At 58.9% G+C, this 25,861-nt stretch carries 29 protein-coding genes; 14 read left to right on the top strand and 15 right to left on the bottom strand.

Translation table 11 applies throughout. The features are described 5' to 3' along the window. Positions 1–186: 186 nt before the first annotated feature. The 5 genes from PSQ90_RS10270 to PSQ90_RS10250 all read right to left on the bottom strand — a co-directional run bounded on the left by PSQ90_RS10270 (position 187) and on the right by PSQ90_RS10250 (position 3,454). The gene (locus PSQ90_RS10270; protein ID WP_282210228.1) at positions 187–1,056 is read right to left on the bottom strand and encodes an aldo/keto reductase; all 870 of its coding nucleotides are present in this window, start codon (positions 1,054–1,056) and stop codon (positions 187–189) included. A gap of 106 nt (positions 1,057–1,162) precedes the next feature. Next, on the bottom strand, positions 1,163–1,588 hold the full coding sequence (locus PSQ90_RS10265) for a DUF1178 family protein (RefSeq protein WP_282210227.1): 426 nt from the start codon (positions 1,586–1,588) through the stop codon (positions 1,163–1,165). Further along, positions 1,585–2,445, bottom strand: coding sequence for a carbon-nitrogen hydrolase family protein (locus PSQ90_RS10260; RefSeq protein WP_282210226.1), 861 nt, complete (start codon positions 2,443–2,445; stop codon positions 1,585–1,587). The genes PSQ90_RS10265 and PSQ90_RS10260 overlap by 4 nt, the downstream gene beginning before the upstream one ends. Positions 2,446–2,462: 17 nt before the next feature. Further along, positions 2,463–2,717, bottom strand: a complete 255-nt coding sequence (grxC, locus tag PSQ90_RS10255) for a glutaredoxin 3 (RefSeq protein WP_282210225.1) — start codon at positions 2,715–2,717, stop codon at positions 2,463–2,465. A gap of 29 nt (positions 2,718–2,746) precedes the next feature. Continuing rightward, positions 2,747–3,454, bottom strand: a complete 708-nt coding sequence (locus tag PSQ90_RS10250) for a ComF family protein (protein WP_282210224.1) — start codon at positions 3,452–3,454, stop codon at positions 2,747–2,749. Between the two features lie 134 nt (positions 3,455–3,588). Between PSQ90_RS10250 and PSQ90_RS10245 the strand changes: the two genes are divergently transcribed. Beyond that, a complete protein-coding gene (locus tag PSQ90_RS10245; protein ID WP_282210223.1) occupies positions 3,589–4,428 on the top strand; it encodes a class I SAM-dependent methyltransferase in 840 nt (279 codons plus the stop codon). Positions 4,429–4,432: 4 nt separating this feature from the next. On the opposite strand, the gene PSQ90_RS10240 is transcribed toward PSQ90_RS10245, so the two are convergent. The 5 genes from PSQ90_RS10240 to PSQ90_RS10220 form a co-directional block, all read right to left on the bottom strand. Continuing rightward, positions 4,433–4,633 (bottom strand): Flp family type IVb pilin, encoded by a 201-nt coding sequence (locus PSQ90_RS10240; protein WP_282213029.1) that lies wholly within the window; start codon positions 4,631–4,633, stop codon positions 4,433–4,435. A gap of 32 nt (positions 4,634–4,665) precedes the next feature. Next, positions 4,666–5,064 carry a (deoxy)nucleoside triphosphate pyrophosphohydrolase gene (locus PSQ90_RS10235; protein ID WP_282210222.1) on the bottom strand — a complete coding sequence of 133 codons (399 nt, stop codon included), beginning with the start codon at positions 5,062–5,064 and terminating at the stop codon, positions 4,666–4,668. Then, positions 5,061–5,816, bottom strand: coding sequence for a GNAT family N-acetyltransferase (locus PSQ90_RS10230; protein WP_282210221.1), 756 nt, complete (start codon positions 5,814–5,816; stop codon positions 5,061–5,063). The genes PSQ90_RS10235 and PSQ90_RS10230 overlap by 4 nt, the downstream gene beginning before the upstream one ends. Further along, a complete protein-coding gene (gene argJ, locus PSQ90_RS10225) occupies positions 5,816–7,051 on the bottom strand; it encodes a bifunctional glutamate N-acetyltransferase/amino-acid acetyltransferase ArgJ (RefSeq protein WP_282210220.1) in 1,236 nt (411 codons plus the stop codon). Before argJ ends, PSQ90_RS10230 begins: the two co-directional genes overlap by 1 nt. Before the next feature lie 154 nt (positions 7,052–7,205). Next, entirely contained in the window at positions 7,206–8,135 is a 930-nt protein-coding gene (locus PSQ90_RS10220; protein WP_282210219.1) for a peptidylprolyl isomerase, read from the bottom strand. Between the two features lie 443 nt (positions 8,136–8,578). Between PSQ90_RS10220 and secA the strand changes: the two genes are divergently transcribed. Then, on the top strand, positions 8,579–11,302 hold the full coding sequence (secA, locus tag PSQ90_RS10215) for a preprotein translocase subunit SecA (protein ID WP_282210218.1): 2,724 nt from the start codon (positions 8,579–8,581) through the stop codon (positions 11,300–11,302). A 44-nt stretch (positions 11,303–11,346) separates the two neighbouring features. On the opposite strand, the gene aroB is transcribed toward secA, so the two are convergent. Together aroB and PSQ90_RS10205 are read right to left on the bottom strand one after the other, a co-directional pair. After that, positions 11,347–12,459, bottom strand: a complete 1,113-nt coding sequence (gene aroB / locus PSQ90_RS10210; RefSeq protein ID WP_282210217.1) for a 3-dehydroquinate synthase — start codon at positions 12,457–12,459, stop codon at positions 11,347–11,349. Beyond that, positions 12,449–13,039, bottom strand: coding sequence for a shikimate kinase (locus tag PSQ90_RS10205; RefSeq protein ID WP_282213028.1), 591 nt, complete (start codon positions 13,037–13,039; stop codon positions 12,449–12,451). Before PSQ90_RS10205 ends, aroB begins: the two co-directional genes overlap by 11 nt. Before the next feature lie 180 nt (positions 13,040–13,219). Here PSQ90_RS10205 and PSQ90_RS10200 point away from each other — a divergent pair, with 180 nt between their 5' ends. The 6 genes from PSQ90_RS10200 (at position 13,220) to PSQ90_RS10175 (ending at position 17,845) form a co-directional block, all read left to right on the top strand. Next, a complete protein-coding gene (locus tag PSQ90_RS10200; protein ID WP_282210216.1) occupies positions 13,220–13,408 on the top strand; it encodes a histidine kinase in 189 nt (62 codons plus the stop codon). Next, entirely contained in the window at positions 13,405–14,337 is a 933-nt protein-coding gene (locus PSQ90_RS10195; RefSeq protein WP_282210215.1) for a site-specific tyrosine recombinase XerD, read from the top strand. The genes PSQ90_RS10200 and PSQ90_RS10195 overlap by 4 nt, the downstream gene beginning before the upstream one ends. Positions 14,338–14,433: 96 nt before the next feature. Further along, complete coding sequence (locus tag PSQ90_RS10190) at positions 14,434–15,390, top strand: acetyl-CoA carboxylase carboxyltransferase subunit alpha (protein ID WP_282210214.1); 957 nt, start codon at positions 14,434–14,436, stop codon at positions 15,388–15,390. Between the two features lie 144 nt (positions 15,391–15,534). After that, positions 15,535–16,560 (top strand): murein L,D-transpeptidase family protein, encoded by a 1,026-nt coding sequence (locus tag PSQ90_RS17045; protein ID WP_328517499.1) that lies wholly within the window; start codon positions 15,535–15,537, stop codon positions 16,558–16,560. 15 nt (positions 16,561–16,575) lie between these two features. Beyond that, on the top strand, positions 16,576–17,262 hold the full coding sequence (locus tag PSQ90_RS10180) for a 2-dehydro-3-deoxyphosphooctonate aldolase (protein WP_282210213.1): 687 nt from the start codon (positions 16,576–16,578) through the stop codon (positions 17,260–17,262). After that, positions 17,195–17,845 (top strand): hypothetical protein, encoded by a 651-nt coding sequence (locus tag PSQ90_RS10175; RefSeq protein ID WP_282210212.1) that lies wholly within the window; start codon positions 17,195–17,197, stop codon positions 17,843–17,845. The genes PSQ90_RS10180 and PSQ90_RS10175 overlap by 68 nt, the downstream gene beginning before the upstream one ends. Here the strand turns inward: PSQ90_RS10175 and PSQ90_RS10170 are convergent. Further along, on the bottom strand, positions 17,842–18,132 hold the full coding sequence (locus tag PSQ90_RS10170) for a BolA family protein (protein WP_282210211.1): 291 nt from the start codon (positions 18,130–18,132) through the stop codon (positions 17,842–17,844). The genes PSQ90_RS10175 and PSQ90_RS10170 overlap by 4 nt on opposite strands. A gap of 46 nt (positions 18,133–18,178) precedes the next feature. On the opposite strand from PSQ90_RS10170, the gene PSQ90_RS10165 reads away from it, so the two are divergent. The 5 genes from PSQ90_RS10165 to PSQ90_RS10145 all read left to right on the top strand — a co-directional run bounded on the left by PSQ90_RS10165 (position 18,179) and on the right by PSQ90_RS10145 (position 23,549). Beyond that, positions 18,179–18,808 (top strand): J domain-containing protein, encoded by a 630-nt coding sequence (locus PSQ90_RS10165; RefSeq protein WP_282210210.1) that lies wholly within the window; start codon positions 18,179–18,181, stop codon positions 18,806–18,808. 94 nt (positions 18,809–18,902) lie between these two features. Next, on the top strand, positions 18,903–19,883 hold the full coding sequence (gene cobS, locus PSQ90_RS10160) for a cobaltochelatase subunit CobS (protein ID WP_282210209.1): 981 nt from the start codon (positions 18,903–18,905) through the stop codon (positions 19,881–19,883). Between the two features lie 15 nt (positions 19,884–19,898). After that, positions 19,899–20,651, top strand: a complete 753-nt coding sequence (locus tag PSQ90_RS10155; RefSeq protein ID WP_282210208.1) for a class I SAM-dependent methyltransferase — start codon at positions 19,899–19,901, stop codon at positions 20,649–20,651. A 16-nt stretch (positions 20,652–20,667) separates the two neighbouring features. Next, positions 20,668–22,551 (top strand): cobaltochelatase subunit CobT, encoded by a 1,884-nt coding sequence (gene cobT / locus PSQ90_RS10150; protein ID WP_282210207.1) that lies wholly within the window; start codon positions 20,668–20,670, stop codon positions 22,549–22,551. After that, positions 22,548–23,549, top strand: a complete 1,002-nt coding sequence (locus PSQ90_RS10145; RefSeq protein ID WP_282210206.1) for an esterase-like activity of phytase family protein — start codon at positions 22,548–22,550, stop codon at positions 23,547–23,549. The genes cobT and PSQ90_RS10145 overlap by 4 nt, the downstream gene beginning before the upstream one ends. A gap of 8 nt (positions 23,550–23,557) precedes the next feature. Here the strand turns inward: PSQ90_RS10145 and PSQ90_RS10140 are convergent, their stop codons facing one another. Then, a complete protein-coding gene (locus PSQ90_RS10140) occupies positions 23,558–24,214 on the bottom strand; it encodes a VUT family protein (RefSeq protein WP_282210205.1) in 657 nt (218 codons plus the stop codon). Between the two features lie 146 nt (positions 24,215–24,360). Further along, positions 24,361–24,645 carry a 50S ribosomal protein L28 gene (rpmB, locus tag PSQ90_RS10135; RefSeq protein WP_282210204.1) on the bottom strand — a complete coding sequence of 95 codons (285 nt, stop codon included), beginning with the start codon at positions 24,643–24,645 and terminating at the stop codon, positions 24,361–24,363. A gap of 243 nt (positions 24,646–24,888) precedes the next feature. Here rpmB and PSQ90_RS10130 point away from each other — a divergent pair, with 243 nt between their 5' ends. Beyond that, on the top strand, positions 24,889–25,683 hold the full coding sequence (locus tag PSQ90_RS10130) for a DUF3108 domain-containing protein (protein WP_282210203.1): 795 nt from the start codon (positions 24,889–24,891) through the stop codon (positions 25,681–25,683). The last annotated feature ends 178 nt before the right edge of the window (positions 25,684–25,861 follow it).

The raw sequence follows: 25,861 nt of genomic DNA, 5'->3' as shown, positions 1-25,861 counted from the left end.
CTGGTGCCAACGAAAAAACACCCGCGCGCCCTTATCGAGCCGCGCGGGTGTTCATGACAATATTGTAGCTTTCCCCAATTGCGCATGCTAGAGCCGCGCTCAGCCGAAGGTGGTCTGCCAAGACTGCCGGTTGGTCAGGCTCGATGGCGGGGATTCCACCCTCCCCATCGCGCCGACCAAAAACCCTCAGCCCTTCTTGCCGATCTGGTTCAATATCGCAAAGTCATCATCCGACAGGCGGATGGCGGCGGCGGCAACATTTTCTTCCAGATGCTTTACCTTGCCGGTACCCGGGATCGGCAACATCACGCGCGAGCGCATCAGTATCCATGCCAGCGCAATCTGGGCAGGCGTCACCTCATGTTTCTTGCTGATCGCTTCAGTATCCGGATTGGCCGCGATCAGGTCACCGCCCGCCAGTGGGTACCATGGAATGAAACCGATATTGTTGGCTTCGCAGAAATCAAGCACGTCCTCACTCGCCCTGTTGGCCAGATTGTAGTGGTTCTGAACCGTGGCCACGGGGAAATATTTCTGAGCCGCCTTGATCTGCTCGACGCTGACCTGACTAAGTCCGGCATGACGGATGATGCCCTCTTTTTGCATTTCGGCGATCACTTCGAACTGCTCAGCCTGCGGCACCTTGGTGTCGATACGATGCAACTGCCATAGATCAAGCCGCTCCAACCGCAGATTGCGCAGGCTTTGAATGGCCCCCTGACGCAAAAATTCGGGCCGACCCAGCTGTTGCCACTGATCCGGTCCGGTGCGCGTCAAGCCGCTCTTGGTGGCAACGATTGTCCCCTTATCATAGGGCGCCAAAACCTCCCCGATCAGCCGCTCGCTGACGTAGGGACCGTAACTTTCAGCGGTATCGACGAAATTGACCCCCAGTTCAGGCAGCCGCGCCAGCGTTTTTCGGGCTCCATCGGCATCTTCGGGCTCGCCCCAGATACCCTTGCCTGTAACCCGCATGGCTCCAAACCCCAACCGATTGACCTCAAGATCGCCGCCAATGGAAAATGTCCCCGCTTGCGCTGCATTTTTCTCTGTCATCGTATCATCTCCTGTCAAAAGAGTTGGCCCGCGACACCGCCAATAGGGGTCATCCGCGCCGGCCCGCTCAAGCCAACGCGCCAATTTCCGATTGGCTCACAGACCATCAGTTTTTATCGTCGGGAAATTCCGGCAGTGGCATCAATTCGATCCCCTCATCGACCAGATCAACCACTTCCTCTCGGCTCGCCTGGCCGTAAATGCCCCGTGCCGGTGCATCATTGTAATGGATCTTGCGGGCCTCTTCGGCAAATTTCTCGCCAACATTGTCAGCTTCATTTACCACCTTGTCACGCCAGGCCTTGAGCGCGGTCCGCAGTTTTTCGGCCTCGACCGGGGTATGGGCAATGTCGATCTTTTTGGCCCCCTTACGCCCCACAGCGGGCGCCATCAGGGCTTTGCTCACAGCCGAGGAATTGCACTGAGGACAGATGACAATCTGGTGTGCTGACTGCTCGTCAAAAGCCTGGGCGCTTTTGAACCATGCGTCGAACTCATGATGTTGGTCACAAATCAGCGCGTACTGGATCACGCCAAGCCCTTTCTCAAAATCCTGGCCCCGTCGGCCGACCCTCGCTTTAACCCGAATGGGCGCGCATTGGCCAGCGCCGGAATGCGCCGCCGTGCCTCATCGACTTCGGCCAGATCAATATCGGCCAGCACAACGCCTTCTCTATCGTCAGCCCTTTCGGCAACAACACGGCCCCAGGGATCAATGATCATTGAATGCCCATAGGTGGCGCGACCACTTTCGTGTTGTCCGCCCTGAGCCGCTGCAATCACATAGGCACCGGTTTCGATCGCCCGCGCCCGCAGCAGCACTTCCCAATGCGCTTGCCCCGTTGGCACGGTAAAAGCGGCCGGCACCGCCATCAGATTGGCGCCCGCCCCCGCCAGAACATTGTAAAGCGCGCCAAAGCGAACATCGTAGCAAATGCTCATACCCAGAGTGAACGGATCAAGCGGCACCGTCACCGCCGCATCACCGGCTCGATAGCTGTCGCTTTCGCGATAGGCCTTGAGCCCGGTCAACATCGCATCAAACAGATGGATCTTGTCATAATGGGCCAAAATTTGGCCGTCGGGTCCAAACAGTACCGAGCGATTGGCAAACTTGCCGTCCTCAAGCGCTACCGCCAGCGACCCCAGATGCAAATGGATGCCTAACTTTGCCGCCAGACGCGACAGCGATGCGATCCCCTCATTGCCTTCAAATGGTTTGGCCTCGCGCGCCAGCCCGGTGCTGTCCTTGGCAAAAACCAGACTGACCTCGGGCGTCAATACATAGCGCGCGCCCGCCTCGGACGCATGGGTCACAAGGCCAGTCAGCGCATCAATGTTTGGCTGGGCTCGCGTACCCGATCGCATCTGAACTGCGGCAATTCTCATGGCACCCTGCCTGTTTCTTAGGACGCCAGCAGCGTATCCAGCCGCCCTTCCCGCTCCAACGCCGCCATGTCGTCATAACCGCCAACATGGGTTTGCCCGATAAAAATCTGCGGCACGGTGCGCCGACCGTGCGCCCGCTGCGTCATCTGGGCGCGCAAGCCTGCGTCAAGAACGGTAATTTCTTCATAATCGGCACCCTTTTGAGCCAGGAGCGACTTTGCTGCATGGCAATAGGGGCAGGTCGGGGTGGTGTAGATTTCGATCTTGGCCAATTTTTTCTCCACGGGAGCGTTTATCCGCCCTATATGGGGAGTTCTTCGCCGCTGACAACGCGGGCAAAGCTCAAAACGTCAATTTGATCAATGCCGCCCCGCTGCAGGGCACGGGTTACTGCATTAACAGTTGCCCCGGTCGTATAGACGTCATCGACCAGAACGACCCGCCGTCCGCCGCTGCGCGCTAGCGCTTCGGGATGCGGCTCGAACGCACCCACGACATTGCGCGCCCGCCCCTTCGCCGAAAGCCCGACCTGCTGCCGGGTCGGCTTGACCCGCACCGCCAACTGCGGCTCAACCCGCAGCCCGGTCAATTTGCCGATCTGGCGTGCCAGCTCGCTCGATTGATTGTAACGACGCCGAAACTGGCGCCTGCGATGCAGCGGCACTGGCACCAATATCGGATCACCCGCCAGCAGACCATGCCCCGCCCCAACCATCAACCGGGCGCAAAATCGCGCCAGCTCGGGCCGGTCGCCATATTTCATTCGCGAAATCAGACGTCCCACATGATCGGAATAAATCACGGCGGCGCGCGCCCGCGCAAACGGCGGCGGATCAGCAATCGCTTCGGCCGAAATCGCATCCGAGCCAATATCGGCAGCAAATGGCACACCCAGAACCGGGCAAAGCGGCGCCGTTATGGCGCGCATGTGGCCAAAACAGTCCCCACAAAGACTGTCGTGGCTTACAACCGGCTCGTCACACACCAGACAAACTGGCGGGTAAAGCATATCCAGCGCCCCGCCGCCCCAAGCCCTGAACCTTGGGAACAATTGGCCCAGCCGTATCCCGCTTTTGACATTGTGCGCGTCAGTCTCCATAAGGCCTGAGTGTGCCAGCCCAGAAGGCCCTTGTCGTCCCCGCCATGCAACTATCACCCAGGATTTTTGATCGCGCCCTGATTGCGCGTCATCTCGAGCGTCGCCCATCCAAGGTCGATGATTTTGTCACCGCACTGGTCCTGCGCGATCTTGAGGATCGACTGGCAACCCTGTTGCGCCCATTCCCCGCCGCCGTGATGCTCGGCCTCGATGCCAATGCGCTGCCGGCAACCGCGGCCAGCGGCCAGGGAGAAATCCGCTTTGAACGCGTCAACGCCCTTGGCGCAGATGGTGAACTGCCCGCCTTTGCCCAACCCGGATATGACCTGATCGTCTCCATTCTGGATCTGCAGGTAGTCAATGATGTGCCCGGCTATCTCAGCCAGTTGGCGCGTCGGCTCAATCCCGACGGTCTGTTTCTGGCCGCTGCCCTTGGCGGCAATACGCTTTCGGAATTGCGCGAGGCCTTTCTAGCCGCCGATAGCGAGCTTTCAGGCGGTGCCTACCCCCGCGTCGCGCCCTTTATTCAGGTCCGCGACGGCGGTGGCCTGCTTCAACGCGCCGGGCTTGCCCTGCCGGTTGCAGACATTGAAAACCACGTGGTCCGCTATGCCAATCCCCTGGCCCTGATGGCGGAAATCAAATCGTTGGGCGCTGCCAACCCGCTCCATGATCGCCCACGCAAGCCCGCAACGAAAAAACTGCTTGGCCTTGCCGCCCAGGCCTATGCCGAGCACGACGCCGATCCTGACGGGCGCATCCGCGCTACGCTGGATATCCTTTGGCTCAGCGGCTGGGCACCCCACGAAAGCCAGCAAAAGCCGCTTGCCCCAGGTAGTGCCACCACCAGCCTCAAATCAGTTCTGGAAAAGCCGAAAGGCTGAATTGTCATGGCAGGCTTGACGTGGCCGCCGCCATCACATTGCCCGGTCCTTGAACACCATAACCGAAAAGGTTGGTCACATTATTGCCCAACAGGGAGAAGGAAGCGATCAGGGCCACCGCGATCAGCGCGGAAATCAGTCCATATTCGATTGCGGTCGCACCCGCTTCGTCGCTTTTGAACCGCTCTAATTGCGCTGCCAACATGGTCTGTTCCGTGCCCTCGTCGTCGAATCCGGTCAAAGCAGATCGCAAAGAGCCGCGATCAACGGTGCATCGGCCGGTGGCATCGGATAGTCGCGCAAACCCTGTGGACGCACCCATTTCAGGGCCATATGTTCCTTGGGCCGTGGCGTTCCCTGCCATTTTCGGCAGGCATAAAGTGGCATCAATAAGTGAAAATTGTCGTAATTGTGGCTTGCGAAACTTACCGGAGCCAGACACGCACTCTTAGTGGAAATGCCTAGTTCTTCTTCAAGCTCGCGAATGATTGCCGCCTCGGGCGTTTCACCGATCTCAACCTTGCCGCCCGGAAATTCCCATAGGCCCGCCATCGATTTGCCCTCGGGCCGCTGCGCAATCAGCACCCGCCGATCCGCGTCTACCAGCGCACAGGCCACAACCAGTAACAAGCTCATAGTACCGCCCGCCGATAGTGATAATCATAGATTTCGGTAAATCCCAGCCCCTGATAAAGCGCCAACGCCGGACCATTGTCTGCCTGCACCTGAATGGCCGCCCGCTGCGCTCCGCCCTGCACCGCCCAATTGAGCGCGCTGTGCATCAAAGCCTGTCCAAACCCCTGTCGCCGGGCATTTTGCGCCACCACAACATTGAGAAAAACAGCGATCCCGTCGGCACTGACCACCAGCGCCGCCCCAACCGGTTGTTGGCTGTCATCGTAAACCAGCACCCCTTTGGCGGGCACGGCAATCCGCGCGATGATTTCACCCAGCGCCGCTGCATTGGCGTTGCCGCCTGCCATGTCCACCAGCGCCGCCTGCCAATGAGCGTCGGTCAGTTCAAACAATTGCGTTAATGCCCCCACAGCGCGCATGGCTTTGCGCAACGCCATGGTTTGCACCACGCTCCGGTCAAACCTGGTCCAGCCCCTCGCCTCCAACGCCTCCACAGCCCCTTTCGGCGCCAGGGGAGTTATCCGATAGCAGGGGCGCATCTGCCGCGCCTCGCAGGCCGCTTCCAGCCGCGCCATGCGCTGGGCGAGCGCGCCATCCTCGCCTGCACCGCCCATAAAGACGATGGAATTGGCCCGCTTGGTGTAACCACCCGAGAACCGGGCGACCCAATCCCCGTCCCGCAGTTCCTCAACCGCTGGCCATGCCCTTTCAAACACCGCCTCTATGGCCTGCACATCTTCAAGACTACTCATTAGCTGCGATAGTCGCCATTGATGGCGATATAGCCATGTGTCAGATCGCAGGTATAAACCGTGGCACGACCTTCCCCCAAGCCAAGACTGGCTGTCACTTCAAGCTCCTCGCCCTTCATATAGGCGCTGGTCGCCGCTTCATCATAATTGGCGGCGCGTTCCCCGTTCCGGGCAACCAACAGATCGCCAAACCGGATCGATAATTTGTCCCGGTCGGCAGGCTCCCCTGCCTTGCCCACCGCCATCACCACGCGCCCCCAATTGGCGTCTTCCCCCGCAATCGCGGTCTTGACCAGGGGACTGTCGGCAATCGATTTGGCAATGCGAAAGGCGCTCTCATCGCTTGTTGCCCCCTCGACATGAACAGCAACCTGCTTGGTCGCCCCCTCCCCGTCGCGCACCACCTGGATTGCCAGGTCAAACAACACATCGCGCAACGCTTCGCCAAAAATTTCCGCCCGTGGATCATCAAGCGTTTCAATCGGCTCGATCCCCGTGGCCCTACCCGTGGCAAACGCCAGTAGCGTATCGGAGGTCGATGTGTCGCTATCCACCGTGATGGCGTTAAAACTGGTCTTGACGTGCCGGCCCAGCAGCGCCTGTAGCACCTCGGCCTTGATCGGCATATCGGTGAACACAAAACTCAGCATCGTCGCCATGTCCGGCGCGATCATCCCCGATCCCTTGGCAATGCCGTTGATGCAAATTTCGACTCCATCAATGTCGATGCTGGCAGCGCTCAGCTTGGGAAAAGTGTCGGTGGTCATGATCGCCTTGGCAGGCTCCATCCATGGCAGATCATTGAGCTGACCGGCCATATTGTCGAGCACGCCAGAAAACTTGCTTGCGTCGAGCGGTTCACCAATGACCCCGGTTGAGGCCAGAAAGATTTCCTCAACCGAACAACCTACCGCCTTGGCCGCAATCGCGGCGGTCTGCTCAACGCTTTGCTTGCCCTTTTGGCCGGTAAAGGCGTTGGCATTGCCCGAATTGACCACCAGCGCACGAGCAACACCCCCTCCAAGATTGACCTTGCACCAATCCACTGCCGCCGACGAGCATTTCGAACGCGTCAAAACGCCTGCAACGCTGGTGCCCGCATCGAACACCGCCAGCAAGACGTCAGTACGGTTCTTGTATTTGATACCCGCCGCCGCCGTTGCAAAGCGCACCCCGGCAATGACCGGCAGGTCGGGAAATGATTTGGGGGCAAGGGGAGAAACCGGGAGCGCCATGATGCATGCCTTGTTTGCAGGACAACTGGCTTGGGTGTGCCTCACAATTTTACCAGACGCAAGCCACAAGGCCCATCGGGTGGCCCGGCACGGCCTTATCTATCACGGCGCGAGCCCAAGCGTCGCGCCGTGAACAATCATTAGACTTGTGAGCTTAGTTGGCAGGTGCTGCCGCCGCCGCTTCGGGATTCATCTGTGCGTCGATCTTGGCTGCCAGATCCTTGTCGGCAATCTCGATACTGGCCTTGTCGTGCAGTTCATTGCTGATCTTGACGAAAGCGGCGTTGACCACTTCCTGCTGCAACTTCTGGCCAACCTGATCCATGCTGGGAACCGGGCTCGTGCGCTTTTCGGTCAGCTTGATCACGTGCCAGCCAAACTGGGATTTGACCGGCTCGGAAACCGAACCGACTTCGCCGAGCGCAAAGGCTGCCTTTTCAAATTCTGGCACCATCTGCCCCTTGCCGAAAAAGCCGAGGTCGCCACCATTGGCAGCACCTGGATCGATCGACTTGGCTTTGGCAACTTCAGCAAAATCCGCGCCGTCAGCCAATTCCTTTTCGACGGCCTTGGCCTCGTCCTCGGTCTTGACCAGAATGTGGCTGGCGCGCACTTCGTCCTGCGGCACGAACTGGGCAGCAAACTCATCATATTTCGCCTTGACGGTATCGGGGGTCACCATCGTGGCCAGCTTTTCGATATAATAGGCGCTGCGCAGCGCCTGCTCATCGAGATAGGCCAGACGTTGCTTGAACACATCGGTCTGATCAAGCTTTTCCGCGCGCGCTGCACCGGCCGACAATTTCATGTCGATCAAAACGCTCAACACATAGGCCTGACGCTGGTCAACGGGCATCTGCGCCATGTCCTGGCTCAAATCGCGCGCCGCAAAATCGACATCTGCCTGGGTAATGGTCTGGCCATCAACCGTGGCGACTACCGCATTGGGATCCGGCTGGGCAGGCGCTGCAGCATCGGCGGCCGGCGCATCCTGCGCCATTGCCATTGGTACGGCGGCAAACCCGCCCATGGTAAGCGCCAGCACACTAACTGCCTGCGCAAGGCGTTTGGAACGATCAAACATGAACGACATTCTCCTTGGTCGGTGCCAATATGGGCACCGCTGCTTCTGTGGTACACCCAGATGCACCGTTGATTTCGTAACGGGTCGGATGGCCCGTCGCGTCGCACGCCCTCGCACGGCAACAGGGCCAGATTATGCCACGCAAGAATAATTGTTCTGCGCTCACGCAACAATCGTACAAGTTGCCTGTTGTTAAGGGCGCGGGTGGTGTGGCCGATTTTGTCGACGTTGACAAGACGGGGGTCCGCTCTTACATGTCCAGCGCTTCCCATGACTTTGCCGGGCCAAGCGCCATTTCGCTGGCCCATAGTTGTGTGACCAGTTTTTCGGGGTCAAAACCGGCCCACCATCGCGTTGACGAGGCATATTAGGGCTCGACCAGCCCATTGATCGCACCATGAAAATTGCCCCTTCGACGATGGCCAGTAAAAGGATCTGACACTATGGCTATAGCCGCGCTCGCCCGGCGGATCTTCGGTTCTCCGTCGGATCGGCATGTCAAACGCTTCCAGCCCAATGTGGCCGCGATCAACGCGCTGGAGCCCGAACTCGAAAAATTGAGTGACGAGGAGCTGCGCGCCCGCACCGCCGAATTCAAATCCCAGTTGGCCAATGGCAAATCGCTCGATGATCTGATCGTTCCCGCCTTTGCCACGGTTCGCGAAGCCAGTAAGCGCGTGCTTGGCATGCGTCACTTTGACGTACAGCTGATCGGCGGCATGGTTCTGAACAACCGCTCCATCGCCGAAATGCGTACTGGTGAAGGCAAGACCCTGGTCGCCACGCTGTCGGTTTACCTCAATGCGCTGACCGGCGAGGGCGTTCACGTCGTCACGGTCAATGATTATCTGGCCCGTCGCGACGCCGCATGGATGGGCCAGATCTACAATTTCCTCGGGCTAAGCTATGGCATTATCGTGCATGGCCTGACCGACGCCGAACGCAAGGCCGCCTATGAGGCCGACATTACCTACGGCACCAACAACGAATTCGGCTTCGATTATCTGCGCGACAATATGAAATATACCCGCGCCCAGATGGTCCAGCGCGGCCACGTTTATGCCATCGTTGACGAAGTGGATTCGATCCTGGTCGATGAGGCGCGTACGCCGTTGATCATTTCAGGCCCGTCCGAAGACCGCACCGAGCTTTATCTGACGCTTGACGCCCTCATGCCCATCATTGAGGAAGGTGATTTTGAGGTCGATGAAAAGCATCGTGCTGCAACCTTTACCGATCAGGGCATCGAAAAGCTCGAGGAGCGCCTCCGTGCCGACGGCCTGATGAAGGGCGAGTCTCTGTTCGACATCGAAAACGTCGCACTCGTTCACCACGCCAATTCGGCCCTGCGCGCGCACCGCCTGTTCCACAAGGACAAGGATTATATCGTGCGCAATGATGAGGTGATCATCATTGACGAGTTTTCAGGCCGCATGATGCCCGGGCGACGCTACTCCGAAGGACTGCATCAGGCGCTGGAAGCCAAGGAAGGCGCCAAGATCCAGCCTGAAAACCAGACCATGGCGTCGATCACCTTCCAGAACTATTTCCGCCTCTATAAAAAACTTGCCGGCATGACCGGTACAGCCGCCACCGAGGCCGAGGAATTTGCCGACATTTATAGCCTCGACGTTGTCACAGTGCCCACCAACCTGCCGGTTCAGCGCGTTGACGATGAAGACGCCATTTTCCGCACCGCTGCTGAAAAATTCGACGCCATCGCTGATCTGATCAAACAGTGTCAGGAGCGCGGTCAGCCAGTTCTGGTGGGCACCACCTCGATTGAAAAATCCGAAATGCTGGCCGAATTGCTGCGTCAGAAAAACGTCGGCACCATGAATGTGCTCAATGCCCGCCACCATGAACAGGAAGCCCATATCGTTGCCGATGCTGGACTGCCTGCCGCCATCACCATTGCCACCAACATGGCTGGTCGCGGTACCGACATTCAGCTCGGCGGCAATCTAGAAATGCGCATCGAACGGGAAGCTGAAGGCCTTGAAGGGGCCGAACGCGACGCCAAGATCGCCGATATCAAATCCACCATCGCCACCGACAAGGCCAAGGCCATTGCCGCAGGCGGGCTGATGGTCATCGGCACCGAGCGCCACGAAAGCCGTCGTATCGACAATCAGCTGCGCGGTCGTTCAGGCCGTCAGGGCGACCCCGGCCATTCAGCATTCTTTTTGTCCCTGCAGGACGATCTGATGCGCATTTTCCCTGTAGACAGCATGGATTCAATGCTCGGCAAACTGGGTCTGGAAGATGGCGAAAGCATCACCCACCCATGGGTCACCAAGGCTATCGAACGGGCGCAGGGCAAAGTCGAAGCCCGCAACTTCGATATCCGCAAGAACATCCTTAAATACGATGATGTGATGAATGATCAGCGCAAGGTGATCTTCGAACAGCGCATCGAAATGATGGACGCTGAAGACGTCAGCGAGACCGTTCGCGACATGCGCCACGATGTGGTTGAAGCCATCGTCACCAAGGCCATTCCGCCCCGTTCCTATCCCGAACAGTGGCAGGCCGAACAGCTTGAAGCCGCTGCCAAGACCTATCTCAATATCGAAGTGCCGGTTCGCGAATGGGTCGAGGAAGAGGGTATCGATCAGGAGATCGTCGAGCAGCGTATCCGCGATACGGCCGACCAACACGCCGCATCCAAGGCCGCCAAATATTCGCCCGAGATCATGCGTCAGGTCGAAAAGTCGCTGCTGCTGCAATCCATTGATGGCCTATGGCGCGAGCATCTGGTCACCCTTGATCACCTGTCCAAGGTCGTTGGCTGGCGCGGCATTGCCCAACGCGACCCGCTGACCGAATACAAGCAGGAGGCCTATGAATTGCTGCAGGCACTTCTGACCAACCTGCGCGAACTGGTGACCACCCAGCTCAGCCATATCGAGCTGCAGGTACGCCAGCCCGAACCGACGCCCGAACCCGATCTTTCCCAGCTAAGCGAAGTCCATATCGATCCGCTGACCGGTGAAAACGACGCCGAGGATGGAACGGTCATGGGTGGTTTGACTGGCGGTGCCACCACCGCGGGCAATCAGGCGCTAAAGCCGATCGATCCAAAGCTGCTCGTTGGCGTCTCACGCAATGCGCCCTGCCCCTGTGGCTCGGGCAAGAAATTCAAACATTGCCACGGCGCCTTCTAGGTAGCAGCGATGCGAAATTAAAAGTCCGGCGCTGCCGGGCTTTCTTATACCTTGCGCGCCGTTTCGAGAAAACCGGCAACCGCCGCAGGATCAACATTTTTTTCGATAAAAGCCTGCCCGATACCGCGTGTCAGGATAAAGGTCAGCGCCCCGCGCGACACTTTTTTGTCCTGACCAATTGCGGCCATCAGCGTGTCGGTCGCCCCGATTTCCCCGCCGATATGGCTCAACTGCGTCGGCAGGCCCGCAGCGCGCAAATGCGCCTCAACCCGGCCCGTATCCTGCGATGGCGCCATTCCCAGCTTCGCCGAGAACCCATGCGCCAGCACCATGCCGATACTGACGCCTTCGCCGTGCAACAATCGGTTTGAATAGCCGGTGTCCTTTTCCAGCGCATGCCCAAAAGTATGCCCCAGATTAAGCAGCGCCCGCACACCAAGCTCTTTTTCGTCCTCGATCACGACCCGCGCCTTGGCCTTACAACACCGCGCAATCGCCTCGCCACGGGCCGGACCACCGGCAAAAATCTCAGCCCGGTTTTCCTCCAGCCAGAAGAAAAACGCTTCATCATCGATCAACCCGTATTTGACCACTTCCGCATAGCCAGCTGCAAACTGTCGCGCCGGCAACGTGTCGAGCGTCGACAGATCCGCCAGCACCAGTTTGGGTTGATGAAACGCCCCCACCAGATTTTTGCCATGCGGGGAATTGATCCCGGTCTTGCCGCCAACGGAGCTATCGACCTGCGCCAACAGCGAGGTCGGCATCTGCACAAAATCCATGCCGCGTCGGGTAATCGCCGCCGCAAATCCTGCCAGATCGCCGATCACCCCGCCGCCCAGCGCAATCACCAGATCCCCGCGCTCCAGCCGCGCTGTCAACAGCCCCTCAACCGCGCTTTGCAGATGAGCATAAGACTTGGTGCTCTCCCCGGCGGGCAGGATGATGGTTGAATAATCGAGACCAGCCGTATCGAGTGAAGCGACCAGTCGGGGCAATTGCGCCGCCGCAACATTCTCGTCGGTAATTATGCCAAACCGCCGCCCGGAAAATCGCGTCGCCAGAATGGCGCCTGCCTCGTCCAGCAATCGGTCTCCGATCAAAATATCATAGGCCCGTTCGCCCAGGGCAACATGCACCGTGTGATCAGCCGCCATTGCCTGGCTCCCGCGCTTCGAGATGAGAAATAACCGCTTCAATCAGGTCCGCGGCCACCGTTTCATGGGGGACGTCGCGTGACACCACGGTCACATCGGCCTCCCCGTATATTGGATAACGCTCCTCGATCAGCGCCTTGAGCGTTGCCCGCGGATTATTCGTCTTGAGCAGCGGCCGGTTGGACCGGCGCGACACCCGCGCAAACAGCAAATCGAAATCCGCCTTGATCCATACCGATACTGCGTCCGCCTTCACCAGCGCCCGCGTTTCGGGATGCACGAACGCGCCGCCCCCGGTCGCGAGCACCACGTCGGACTCCTTGAGCACCCGCGCAATTACTCGGGTTTCCCCGGCACGAAACTCGGCCTCACCGCGCGTGCTGAAAATATCGGGAATATCCATTTGCGCCGCTTTTTCGATTTCCTCGTCGCTGTCGAGAAAATGTCGACCCATGCGCGTCGCCAGCCGCCGCCCCACGGTGGTTTTGCCCGCGCCCATCATGCCCACCAGCACCAGCGGTCGCCCGACCAGCAGGTCAACGAGATGATTGGCGCGCTCATTGCGCCTTGCTGCTTCCATTCGCGTCACAAACCGCTCCACATTGCTGCGCGTTTGAACCGGTCGCAGCGCCCGATGTCAAGAACCACTGGCTTGAAGATCGGGGCAAAACCGGGTCACACTGGCGTGCCTACCAGATAGAAACCATTTTGGTGATAAGATCGCCAGTGTCATTGATCATTGAACCGGACTGCGCAATTCATGCCCACCCTCATTCGTCTACTTGTTGCCTTGCTGTTTCTTGCCGGTTTGGCCTATGGGGGCATGATTGCCCTGATCGCTTATGTCCAGCCCACTCCCAAGGAAGTGACGGTGCGCATTTCAACCACTGACCTGTTGCGTGCCAGCGCACCCGACAATGGCCCACTATCGCCCTTACCCTCCCCATGAATGACATTCATCTGATCGAGTCTTTTCTTGAAATGATGAGCGCCGAGCGCGGCGCCGCCCGCAATACGCTTGCGGCCTACCGACGCGATCTGGAGGACTACCGCGCCTTTCTGGGGGCCAGGAAACTTGATTTTTCCACCGGTGATCGAAACACAATCACCCATTACCTAGACGCCCTGAAGTCAGAGGGCCTTTCGGCGGCCTCCAGCGCTCGGCGCCTCTCTGCCATTCGTCAGTTTCACAAATTTCTCTGCGCCGATGCCATTCGGGGCGATGATCCCACCCGTATTATTGCCAGCCCTCGCGCCCGGCGCGCCTTGCCCAAGGTGTTGAGCATTGCCGAAGTCGACCGCCTGCTATCGCTGGCCGAAACCGAGGCCAATGCGGATGTGTCGCCCGCCAAAAAAACTTCGGCCCTGAGGCTTTATGTGCTGCTGGAGCTGGTTTACGCCACCGGCATGCGCGTTACCGAGCTGGTCGGGCTCAAGCGTTCCGCCGTGATGCGCGACGCCAGCTATCTCACGATTATCGGCAAGGGTAACAAGGAGCGGATCGTGCCGGTCAATGACCGCACCCGCGATGCCGTGCGCGCCTGGCTGACAACGCTTAAGCCCGGCACCATGCTGTTTCCCGCCGCTGGTGTGGGTGGCCATTTGTCGCGGCAGGTCTTTGCCCGTGATCTCAAGGCTTTGGCCGGACGCGCTGGCATATCCAGCGCCCGCGTCGCCCCCCACGTACTGCGCCATGCCTTTGCCAGCCACTTGTTGGCGGGCGGTGCCGATTTGCGCGTCGTTCAGTTGTTGTTGGGCCATGCCGACATTTCGACCACCCAGATTTACACCCATGTTCTGGACGAAAAACTGCGCACATTGGTCGAAACCCACCATCCTTTGGCCGATAGCGGACCTTTGTCTGGTGATGCATCTTGACACGCGCTTGCGCCATCGTCACTTTCCGGCCACTTTAGAGCGCAACAGAGCGACCTCAAATTCGGGTCGCATAACGACCCCTAACGGGCGGGTGGGATGCAGTCTTATTTAGATTTTGAAAAGCCGGTAGCCGATCTCGAGGGCAAGATTGCCGAGCTTAAATCCCTCGCCGCAACAGATCAGGCCGTTAGTATCGATGAAGAGGTCAGCCGACTTTCGAGCCGCGCCGACGAAGCCCTCATCGATATCTACAAGCGCCTGACCCCTTGGCAAAAGACCCAGGTGGCCCGCCATCCGCAACGCCCCCATTTTTCCGACTATATCAAGGGCCTGATCACCGAGTGGTCGCCTTTGGCCGGAGACCGCAAGTTTGCCGAGGACTCTGCCATTCAGGCTGGGCTGGGGCGTTTCAACGGCCAGCCGGTTGCTGTTATCGGTCAGGAAAAGGGCAATTCCACCGAAACCCGCCTCAAGCACAATTTCGGCATGGCCCGCCCCGAGGGCTATCGCAAGGCCGTCCGCATCATGGAAATGGCGGATCGCTTCAATATTCCGGTGATCTCGCTCGTCGATACCTCGGGTGCCTATCCCGGCATCGGGGCTGAAGAACGTGGTCAGGCAGAAGCCATTGCCCGCTCGACCGAAAAGAGCCTAGAGCTGGGTGTGCCCAATCTGGCCATCGTCATCGGTGAAGGCGGTTCGGGTGGTGCCATCGCCATTGCCACTGCCAGCCGCGTACTGATGCTCGAACACGCCATCTATTCGGTGATTTCGCCCGAAGGCGGCGCCACCATTCTGTGGCGCGATGCCGCCAAGGCTCAGGATGCCGCCAACAATATGAAGATCACTGCGTCCGATCTGCTTGGATTCGGTGTGATCGACGGCATCATTGCCGAGCCGACCGGAGGCGCCCATCGCCATCCTGAAACCGTCATGAACAATACCCGCAGCGCCATCGCCGGTTTTCTTGATGATTTTGCCGACAAGTCCCGCCTTGAGGTGCGCGAGCATCGGCGTGAAAAATTCATCGCCATCGGCACCAACCTGCCCTGATCTCAAACAACTTAAAGTTGAATTGATCCACAATTGCGTGAGATGGCTGGCGCTGTTAACAATTCATTCACCGCGCCGCTCCACCATGCGCTAACCAAAATGAAATAGGCCGTCCACTTCCCGCATTGTCTGGATCGACCCCAATTGAATTTTTTCCTGCTACGCAAGTTTTGCTCGATCTTCATTCTCGGCTGGATTGCCTTGAGCCTTGCGGCCTGCGGCGGCTTTGCCACTGGTGACAACCGACAAAATCAGCCGCTTTCCAGCGTCCTTCAGGCGAGCCTGCGCAACATTGGCTCGTCCCCCGGCGCGCCCATGGTCATTCGCCTGTTCAAGCAGGAAAAGCAGGTGGAAATCTGGAAACAGAGCAACACCGGGCAATATCGCTTGCTCAAGACCTACGAAATTTGCGCCTTTTCGGGCAATCTTGGACCCAAGATCAAGGAAGGTGACCGGCAAAGCCCCGAGGGCTTTTATACCATCACCCCGGGCCTGATGAATCCCAAGTCGAATTACTACCTCTCATTCAACACTGGTTTTCCCAACAAGTTTGATCGCGCCTGGGGCCGCACCGGCTCTGATCTGATGCTGCATGGCGATTGCTCGTCGCGCGGCTGCTACGCCATGACCGACGGCGGCATTGCCGAAATCTATGCCCTTGCCCGCGAAACCTTCAAAGGTGGCAACTCAAGCTTCCAGCTTGAAATGTTCCCTTTCAAGATGACCGCTACCAATCTGGCCAAACAGTCGACCAATCCCAATCTGGGCTTTTGGAAAGACATCAAGGAAGGCTACGATTATTTCGAGGTGACCAAGACCCCGGCCGTCTGGGACGTCTGCGAAAAGCAGTATATCTTCAACCCCTCCGGTTCTGGTCCGCTGGACGCAACAGGCGTCTGCCCCGCCAGCAAGTCCAATCCGGCACTTTTGGCCAAACGGGCCGCCGATCAGGTTGCCTTTGCCGAGGAGCTGGAAACGCTGCAACAGCGTCAGGAGCGCCAGGCAGCCGAGGCAGAGCGCGCCGCCGATGCCGAAGCCGCTGCCAAACAGCGCGGTCAGGCTATCTCGGGATTCTTTGGCAATATTTTTGGTAATCAATCGGCCAGCGCCGCAACCCAGACCAACGCATCAAGCACCGCGCCCACGCCTGCCCCCGCGCCCAGCCGCTAGAGATTTCGCGGGCCCATGGATCAGCCAAAAGCGCTCGAACCTGGAACAACCAGCCGCGCAAAGCTATCCAATACCTTGTCAGAACAGGGCTTTGCGCTCGGCAATCCAGCTTTCATTCGACTTTTCAAGACTGAAAAACGGCTCGAGCTCTGGCTGGCACGCAATGGCCAGCGCTTTGCCTGTTTTCGACACTATCCCATTCGCGCTTTTTCCGGCCATCTCGGCCCCAAGCTGGCCGAAGGCGACTTGCAGGCCCCCGAAGGTTTTTATCGGGTGGGCATAAAACAGCTCAACCCACGTTCGCGCCATCACCTCGCCTTTAATTTGGGCTTTCCAAACGTCTACGATCAAGCGTTGGAGCGCACCGGTTCTGCGCTAATGGTTCATGGCGGCTGCACTTCGAGGGGGTGCTATGCAATGACGGATGTCCTGATCGAAGAAATTTACGTTATAGTGGAGGCGGCGCTTTTGGCGGGACAGGAGGCGGTCGATGTACAGGCCCTGCCTTTTGTTCTAACCGACGGGGCGCTGACACACGCATCAACCAGTCCCTGGTTCGCCTTCTGGACCAATCTGAAACAGGGCTTTGACCTGTTTGAACAAACCAGAACGCCGCCAGTTGTAGGGGCCTGTAATGGATACTACCGATTTGGATCAGGATTGGACGCTGCCGGGGGTGACGAAATCGGATACTGGCGCTAACACGCCCCCCGAACAGCCCCCGGCCCGTCCGTCCCTGCATCAGACAATTCTGCTGCTGGCGGTGGGTCTTGTGGGATTGACCGCCATCATTGCCTGCGTCTGGGTCTATACCGATACGCGCCGTGAAGTCCTGCGCCTCGCAACCGAAGTTGCCCAGCTGCGCCTGAGCCTAGATCTTTATGTTCAGCAGAAACCCGGCACGGCGGCGGTAAACCCTGATGCCATGCTGAACCTGCAAAACCGTCTGGCCATTCTCGAGGACAGTTGGCGCAATCAATCCTCGCCCGTTCCGGCTATAACCGCCCCGGCAGCAGTCGCGACCGGAACCGCTACCGCCCAGGACGACTGCATGCCCCAGGCGACAAAATTTCTTGTTTCAAGCGGCGACAGCTATCCGCTGTGCAATACCACTGGTGTAATATCGGTCCTCACCGTATCGCCGGATCGCGTAAGTTTTACCGATGGTACGGTGATCCCCGCAGGCGGCAATGGGCTGCTTAGCGGCACAAATTGCCGCATAACCGTACTTTCTTCGGAAGCCGATGGCCTATCGGGCTATGCAGAGCTGCGTGCCTCTTGCTAAACTGGGGTTGAGACCACATCTGGTTTTTTCACGGGCACTATTTCGATGGTCAGGGCATGTAGCCGCCCTTTCAACTCACTATTGAGGGCCATCATGACATCCCGGTGTTGCACCACGCGCAGCTTACCGGCAAAATGGCGAGCCGCGATTCTGACCCGAAAGTGCGTTTCGCCACCTTCCTGCCACCCGGCATGGCCAAAGTGCTGGTTGGACTCGTCGATGACCTCTAAAATCTCGGGGTCGAAAGCAGCGGTGAGCTTGTCTACGATGGTGTCATGCATGGACATCGGGGCACGCCTGGGTTTGTTGAATGAACTTTACTAGTTAGGCGCAATGAAATTGGAATCCAAGATTTTCGACAACATCCGCATTCGCCCCCGCCGCGAAGAAAAGCCGGCGCCGATCGAAACCCCATGCGACTGGGAAGGCTGCGAGAAGGCCGGCACGCACAAGGCCCCCAAAGGCCACCGCAAGGCGGGCGAATATCATAATTTCTGCCTTGAGCACGTGCGCCACTATAATACCGCGTTCAATTTCTTTGCCGGCATGGACAAGGACGATCTGGACGAGGCACTCCATGCCCCGCCCCAGCCCGAAAAGCGCCAGAGTTTTGCAACCGGCCAACCCGGCGCCCGCCATTCGGCAACTGCGCGCACCGCAGGGCTTCGCCCGGGCGATAAATATGGCGACCCATTTGGCGTTTTTGCCAAATACCGCCATCGCCAGAACCAGACCCCGGCGGCCGAACGCGTCAAGCCTCTGCACGAGCCTGACCGTCGCGCTCTTGAGGCACTGGGCATTATCGGGCAAGCCAAATCCGATGACATCAAGAAGGCCTACAAGGCCCTGGTCAAGATCCATCACCCCGATGCCAACGGCGGTGACAAATCGTCTGAAGACCGCCTGCGCGCCATTATTGCTGCCTACTCCCATTTGAAAAAAGCCGGGTTTGTGGCGCGCTGATCAGCGCGCCAACCTGCCGCCTACCCGCCAGCGCGCAATCCTGCTATAGAGCGCGCCAGAACCATTGCCCTAAAACTTGCGCTGCGAGCCTATCATGAGTGAATATACCAATCTGCCGGACACTGATTACAAGGCCCGCGATCTGTTTGCGATCGATACGGATCTGGTCGTCAAGGGCTATGCCGAACGCACTGAACATGTGCCCCCCATTGACCCCGACTACCTGTTTGACCGCAATACGACGCTAGCCATTCTAGCTGGCTTTGCCTTCAATCGTCGCGTCATGGTCCAAGGCTATCACGGCACCGGCAAATCCACCCACATCGAGCAGGTGGCCGCGCGCCTCAACTGGCCCATGGTCCGCGTCAATCTCGACAGCCACGTCAGCCGCATTGATCTGGTGGGCAAGGACGCCATCGTGCTCAAGGATGGCAAGCAGATCACCGAGTTCCGCGACGGCATTTTGCCATGGGCCGTCCAGAACAATGTCGCCCTGGTCTTTGACGAATATGATGCGGGCCGTCCCGATGTGATGTTCGTGATCCAGCGCGTGCTCGAAGTGGCCGGTCGCCTGACCCTGCTCGACCAGAACCGCGTCATTGTCCCCCACCCGGCCTTCCGGCTGTTCTCGACCACCAATACCATTGGTCTGGGCGATACTTCGGGGCTCTATCACGGCACCCAGCAGATCAATCAGGGCCAGATGGACCGCTGGAGCCTGGTGACAACGCTCAACTATCTGCCCCATGACAAGGAAGTCGGCATCGTTCTGGCCAAGAACAAAACCTATGCCGCCAACGACAAAGGCAAAAAGACCATTTCCAACATGGTCCGACTGGCCGACTTGACCCGATCCGCCTTCATCAATGGCGATCTGTCCACGGTCATGAGCCCGCGTACGGTCATCACCTGGGCCGAAAATGCCGAAATTTTTGGCGATGTCGGCTTTGCCTTCCGGCTGACGTTCCTCAACAAATGCGACGAACTCGAACGCCCCGTGGTTGCCGAATTCTACCAGCGCGTCTTTGGCGAGGACCTGCCCGAAAGCTCAGCCAATCTGGCTGTTACCGCCTGAACCGGGACGGTTTTCTTGGCCCAGAATATTTACGATCAACCCGCGTTTTTTGCGCAATATAGCCAGCTCCCCCGCTCTCGCGAGGGACTGGCGGGCGCACCCGAATGGCCCGTCGTCCGGGCCATGCTGCCCCCGCTTGCCAACAAGCGCGTATTGGATCTGGGCTGCGGCTTTGGCGCCTTTTGCCGTTGGGCCCATGAGCAGGGCGCCGCAAAAATCACGGGCGTCGATCTGTCGGAAAAAATGCTGCAAACCGCCCGCGAACGCGGGCTGGGCCTGCCCATCGACTATCAGCAGGCCGATCTCGCCCATTACCAACCCGATTCAGCTGGTTTCGATCTGGTCTTCAGCTCGCTCGCCGTCCATTATCTGGCCGATTTCGACGCGCTTTGCGCCCGGCTCCGCGATGGCCTACGCGCTGGCGGCGGTTTCGTCTTTTCCATGGAACACCCGATTTTTGCCACCCGCGCCACCCCCGACTGGATCAATGGCGATGGCGACAACCGCGCATGGGCCATTACTGACTATGGAAAAGAGGGTGAACGGGTCACCAACTGGCTGGCCGATGGCGTCGTCAAATATCACCGCAAATTGTCCACCTGCCTCAATAGCCTGCTCGCCAATGGCTTTGTGCTTGACGCAATAGAGGAGTGGACCCCAACATCGGTGGACTTGGCGCAAAACCCTCAACTGGCGGATGAAATAATCCGCCCGATGCTCCTGATCGTTGGTGCCCACAAAGCCTCAACCATTACCCCGCCCGCTTAATCGACCGGACCTCACCATGGCACAACCGCCGCGCAGCAAGGCCAATCGGCCCGACAATACCCAGGCGTTCAAGTCCGCCATGGGGGCAACCGTGCGCGCTATTGGCGGCAAGCCTGAACTTGAGGTGAGTTTTACCACCGACCGCCCCCTGCTAACCTCGGACAAGGCGCGTCTGGCCAATCTGCCGCGCCTGCCGACCCGGCGCGACATTGCCATTGCCCGCGGTCAGGGGGATGCCATGGCCATGCGGCTGGCCAGCCACGATCCCGATGCCCACCGCAAGCGCGCCCCGATAGATCCCATGGCTCGCGCCGCCTTTGACGCGCTCGAACAGGCACGCGTCGAAGCCCTTGGTTGCGTGCGTATGCCCGGCATGACCGGCAATATTGGCGAAATGCTGGAAGATCGGCTGTTTCGCGCCAATTTTGCCGAAGTTTCCAACCGCGACGACGCGCCCATCGCCGAGGCACTCGGTCTGATGCTGCGCGAAAAGCTCGCCGGGGTGCCCGTGCCGCCCTCGGGTCACGCACTGGTTGATCTCTGGCGCGACGATATCGAGGCCAAAGGCGGCGCGTCGCTGGCCCAGTTGCAAACCCTGTTTGAAGATCAGGAAGCCTTTTCCAAAGCCGCCAAAACATTGCTGCGCGATCTCAATCTCGTGCCAGAAAGCGAATTGGACAATCCCGATCCCGCCGACGAAAGCAATGATCAGGACGACGACGACCAGGCAGAAGGCACCGATCAGAACCCCGAACAGGGTGACGGCGAAAGCGATCAGTCCGAGGCCCAGGAAGATCAGCGCGCTGGCGACAGCGAGGAAACCGGCGACGTCGATGGCCTTGAAAGCGATATGGCCGACACCGACGAGGATGCCGAGAGTGATGCCGGTGACGACGCGCCCATGCCCCCGCCACCCGGCAAGACCAATGAATTGGGCTCCAACCAGTTCAACTACAAGATTTTTACGCAAAAATTTGATGAGATCGTCAAGGCCGCCGATCTGTGCCCGCCCGACGAACTCGATCAATTGCGCACGCTTCTGGATCGCCAGCTGGAAAACCTCGCTGGCGCCGTGGCCCGGCTCGCCAACAAGTTGCAGCGCCGCCTGATGGCCAAACAGAACCGCTCCTGGCAGTTTGATCTCGAAGAAGGCGTGCTCGATAGCGCCCGGCTTACCCGCGTGGTCATAGATCCAATGCAGGCCCTGTCCTTCAAGGTCGAAAACGACACCGACTTCCGCGATACGGTCGTGACCCTGCTGATCGACAATTCCGGCTCGATGCGCGGTCGCCCCATTACCATTGCCGCAATCTGCGGCGACATTCTGGCCCGCACGCTCGAGCGCTGCGGCGTCAAGGTCGAAATATTGGGCTTTACCACCCGCGCCTGGAAAGGCGGCAAGAGCCGCGAGGCATGGCTTGAAGCCAATCGCCCCGGCAATCCGGGTCGCGTCAATGACGTACGCCACATCATTTACAAGGCCGCCGACGAACCATGGCGGCACGCCCGGCGCAATCTCGGTCTGATGATGCGCGAAGGTCTGCTCAAGGAAAATATTGACGGAGAAGCCCTGGAATGGGCGCGCAAGCGCCTGATGGGGCGCCCCGAATCGCGGCGCATCCTGATGGTGATTTCCGATGGTGCCCCGGTCGATGACTCAACACAGAGCGTCAACGCCGGCAACTATCTCGAAGCCCATTTGCGTCAGGTCATCGAGGATATCGAGACCCGCTCCCCGATCCAGCTGGTTGCCGTCGGCATCGGCCATGACGTCACCCGTTATTATCGCCGCGCCGTGACCCTTCTGGACGCTGAAGAGTTGGCGGGTGCCTTGACCGACGAACTGGCGGCACTGTTTGACGAAGAAGCCCCCACGCAAGGACGCCGGAGGGCACGGTGAGAAGAGCGGGCAGCCTCAGCGCAATAATCCTGCTGCTGGTGGCCGCGCCCGTCACGGCCACCGAACTGACGATCAGCGCCGCTCAGATCGACCGCTTCAAGGGCGCCGCCATAGGCGAGCCCGTCGACAATCTGATCTGGCGCGGCGGCATTTCCATGGTCAGCCAAACCGATACCTTTGGTGGCCTGTCAGGCTTGGCCTTTACCAGTGCCAACCAGCATTTGAGCTTTGTCTCGGATCGCGGCAACTTCGTTTCCGGCCAGCTGATTTACGAAGACGCCACCCGCTTGCTCGGCTTTATTGGTGTCAAAATCGAGCCAATCCAGAACTCCAAGGGCGCGCCGCTGCCGCGTCAATATAGCCGCGATGCCGAAGCTATCGACACCATCTATCGCGACGGCCTACCCGTCGGCGTACGCGTCGGCTTTGAACATCTGACCCGCGTTGCCGATTTCGCCCTGACCGACAATGTACCCGGCGGCGCCGCGCGCGAAGTGCCCATTCCTGATTGGCTCACCGATACCCGCACCAATGAATCACTCGAAGCGGTCTGCATCGCCCCCGATGCATCTCCCATTGCCGGATCGACCCTGTTGCTGACCGAAGGGGTCAAGGACAATGATGGCCAGCACGTTGCCTGGCTGCTGGGCGACCGCGACAAGGGCCAGCTGACCTATCGCTCATCGCCTGACGTCAATCCAACCGATTGCGCATTCCTGCCCAATGGCGACCTGCTGGTGCTCGAACGCGGCCTGTCATTCCTGACTTTTTCCATGACATTGCGCCGGGTTGCCGCCGCCGACGTGCGTCCGGGCAATCTTATGTCCGGCGACATTCTGCTCGAAGCGCGTGGCGGCGATATTGATAATATGGAAGCCGTTGCCGTTCATACTGCTCCCGATGGCGAGTTGCGCATCATTTTGGGGTCGGACAATAATTTCAACGATTGGGAGCGCAATCTCCTGCTCGAGTTCGCGCTGCAGCCAGATCAGCAATAGCTCCGATATCAGGCAGACGCCGCGGCACGGCGCTTCGCCAGCGACCCCATAAACAGACGATAGGGCACCAGCAGCACAAGCGCGCTCAAGAGTTTGACGCTGAAATCCCCGCTCGCCAGCGATGTCCACAACGGCACTTCACCACCAACACCCAGCCACGGCGCCCCAAACCCCAATGATCCATCGGCATAGCCGAACAACAGGTCGATCCCGGCAAAGATTGGCGCAAACGCCAGCGTGAAGAAAATCATCGTATCGAGCGCTGACCCCACCAGCGAAGCGACAAACGGGGGCACATACCAAATCCAGTTCCGCAAGCGCTGAAACACCGAAATGTCGAGCAACTGCCCGATCAGGAAGGCGCTGCCCGAGGCAATCGCTATGCGCGGCGTTGCCAGATAAAACGAAATAGCCAGCGCCAGAACAAACCCCACCAGCACCACCAGCCGCGCCACGGTCGGGCCTTCGCGCCGATTGGTGAGGTCCGACACCAGGAACGCCAGCGGATAGGTAAACGCCCCCCAGGTTAGAAGGTCGGCAAGGTTGATCGGGCCGAGATTGGCCTCAACCGGAAACTGCACCAGAATATTGGAAGCGGTCACCACGATCATCATGGCAACGACGGCCAGCGCGAAACGCGCCGACATAAGGCGAGAAAGCAACATAATGCACCTCTATGGACTGCAATCCGGCAACAGACCGGCGCAGCTTGACTTTGGCGCAGACGCTAGCCTCATGCCAGTCCTGCCCAAAACAAAACCGCGCCGACCAAACTGGCCAGCGCGGCAAATATCAATCGTCCGCTTGATGCTTAGGCAGCAAGGCTGGCGCGAATTTCTTTTTTGATGCCCAGCGCCAGTGGCGACAGGTCGGCATCAGCCTGCTTGAGCAGGAAGGCATCAAGACCACCGCGATGCTCGACAGTGCGCAGCGCGTTGGTGCAGATGCGCAGCTTGACGGGACGCGACAGCGCATCCGAAATAAGAGTAACCTTCACAAGGTTCGGCAAGAACCGGCGGCGGGTACGATTGAGCGCGTGGCTCACATTGTTGCCGGTCATAACGCCCTTGCCGGTCAGTTCACAACGCCGTGCCATGGTCATATCCTGTTTGCATAAACGGCCCGGTTGCGGAGATCGAGCCCCGCATTGGGCCAGTCTTGTTCTGAAATCTGGGCGGTAGATAGAGAAAATGGACGCTCACGTCAAGCACAAGCGCATTTCAAACCACCGCAATCGCCTTGCAAGCACCCGATTCTGGCGGCACCTTTTCGGTAAAACTGATTCGGCGCCCCCGCGCCAGTCCTTGACCCTGCCACTTGTGCTGAAAGATTGTGCCCCGTGAACCTTGCCAGCCACCTGCGCGCCCTGGCCTTTGCCAGCCTGTTCTGCCTGCCAGCCGTAGCCGGCACCATGGCCAGCGAAGTCGATGGCACCGCCAAATACGTCATCACCCTTGGGGGGCTCAACATTGCCAGTGTGGCGGTTGATCTCAATGACAATGGCTCAAAATTCTCGCTTGATCTCAGCGCCAGCGTCAGCGGTCTGGCCAATTTCGTCGCCAGCGGCACCGCAAAAATCACCTCGCGCGGCCGCTCGACCGCGCGCACGCTGACCCCTGAACAGTTCAACCTTGATACCCGCGCCAACGGCGAAAGCTTTACCGTCGATGTTTCATATGCCGACGGCAATGTCTCAGGCTTCCGCGTCAATCCTCCCATCGTCGACAATTACAATCGCGTGCCGATCGAGCGCAAACACCTCAGTGGCGTCACCGACATGCTTTCAGCTTTCGTACTCAAGGGCACGAGCCTTGATCGTAGTCTTTGCCAGCGCAAGATGCAGATATTTACCGGCGTCGAACGTTTCAATATCGCGATGAGTTTTGCCGCCGAAGATGAGGCAACCTCCCCCCGCACCGGCTACCAGGGTCCGGTAATCCTCTGCCGGATCAATTACACCCCCGTCGCCGGCCACTTCACCACCTCGGAAATGACCAGCTATCTGGCCAAGAGTGATCGCATCCTGATCTGGTACGCACCGGTCGGCGACAGCGGCTACTTCATTCCCTATCGCGTCGTACTCACCACCAGCATTGGTGACCTGTCGATGGTTTTGACCGCGCTGCGCTACTAAAAAGCGACCAAACGCTAACCTTTGGTTACTCAGATGTTAACGTCCGCGTCGTCCCGCGACGGGACGGTCAACAGGTGTTTTCCTCAATTTACTGATCATAACGCGCCCGTTTCCGCGGCCTGGATCGCTAAGCTACAATATTTTATGCCCGCGCCCGCCTTTACCTTTGCTTAGCATT

The organism is Devosia rhodophyticola, from assembly GCF_028816475.1.
GTDB classification, from domain to species: Bacteria; Pseudomonadota; Alphaproteobacteria; order Rhizobiales; family Devosiaceae; genus Devosia; species Devosia rhodophyticola.
This window is presented reverse-complemented; position numbering and strand designations above follow the sequence as displayed.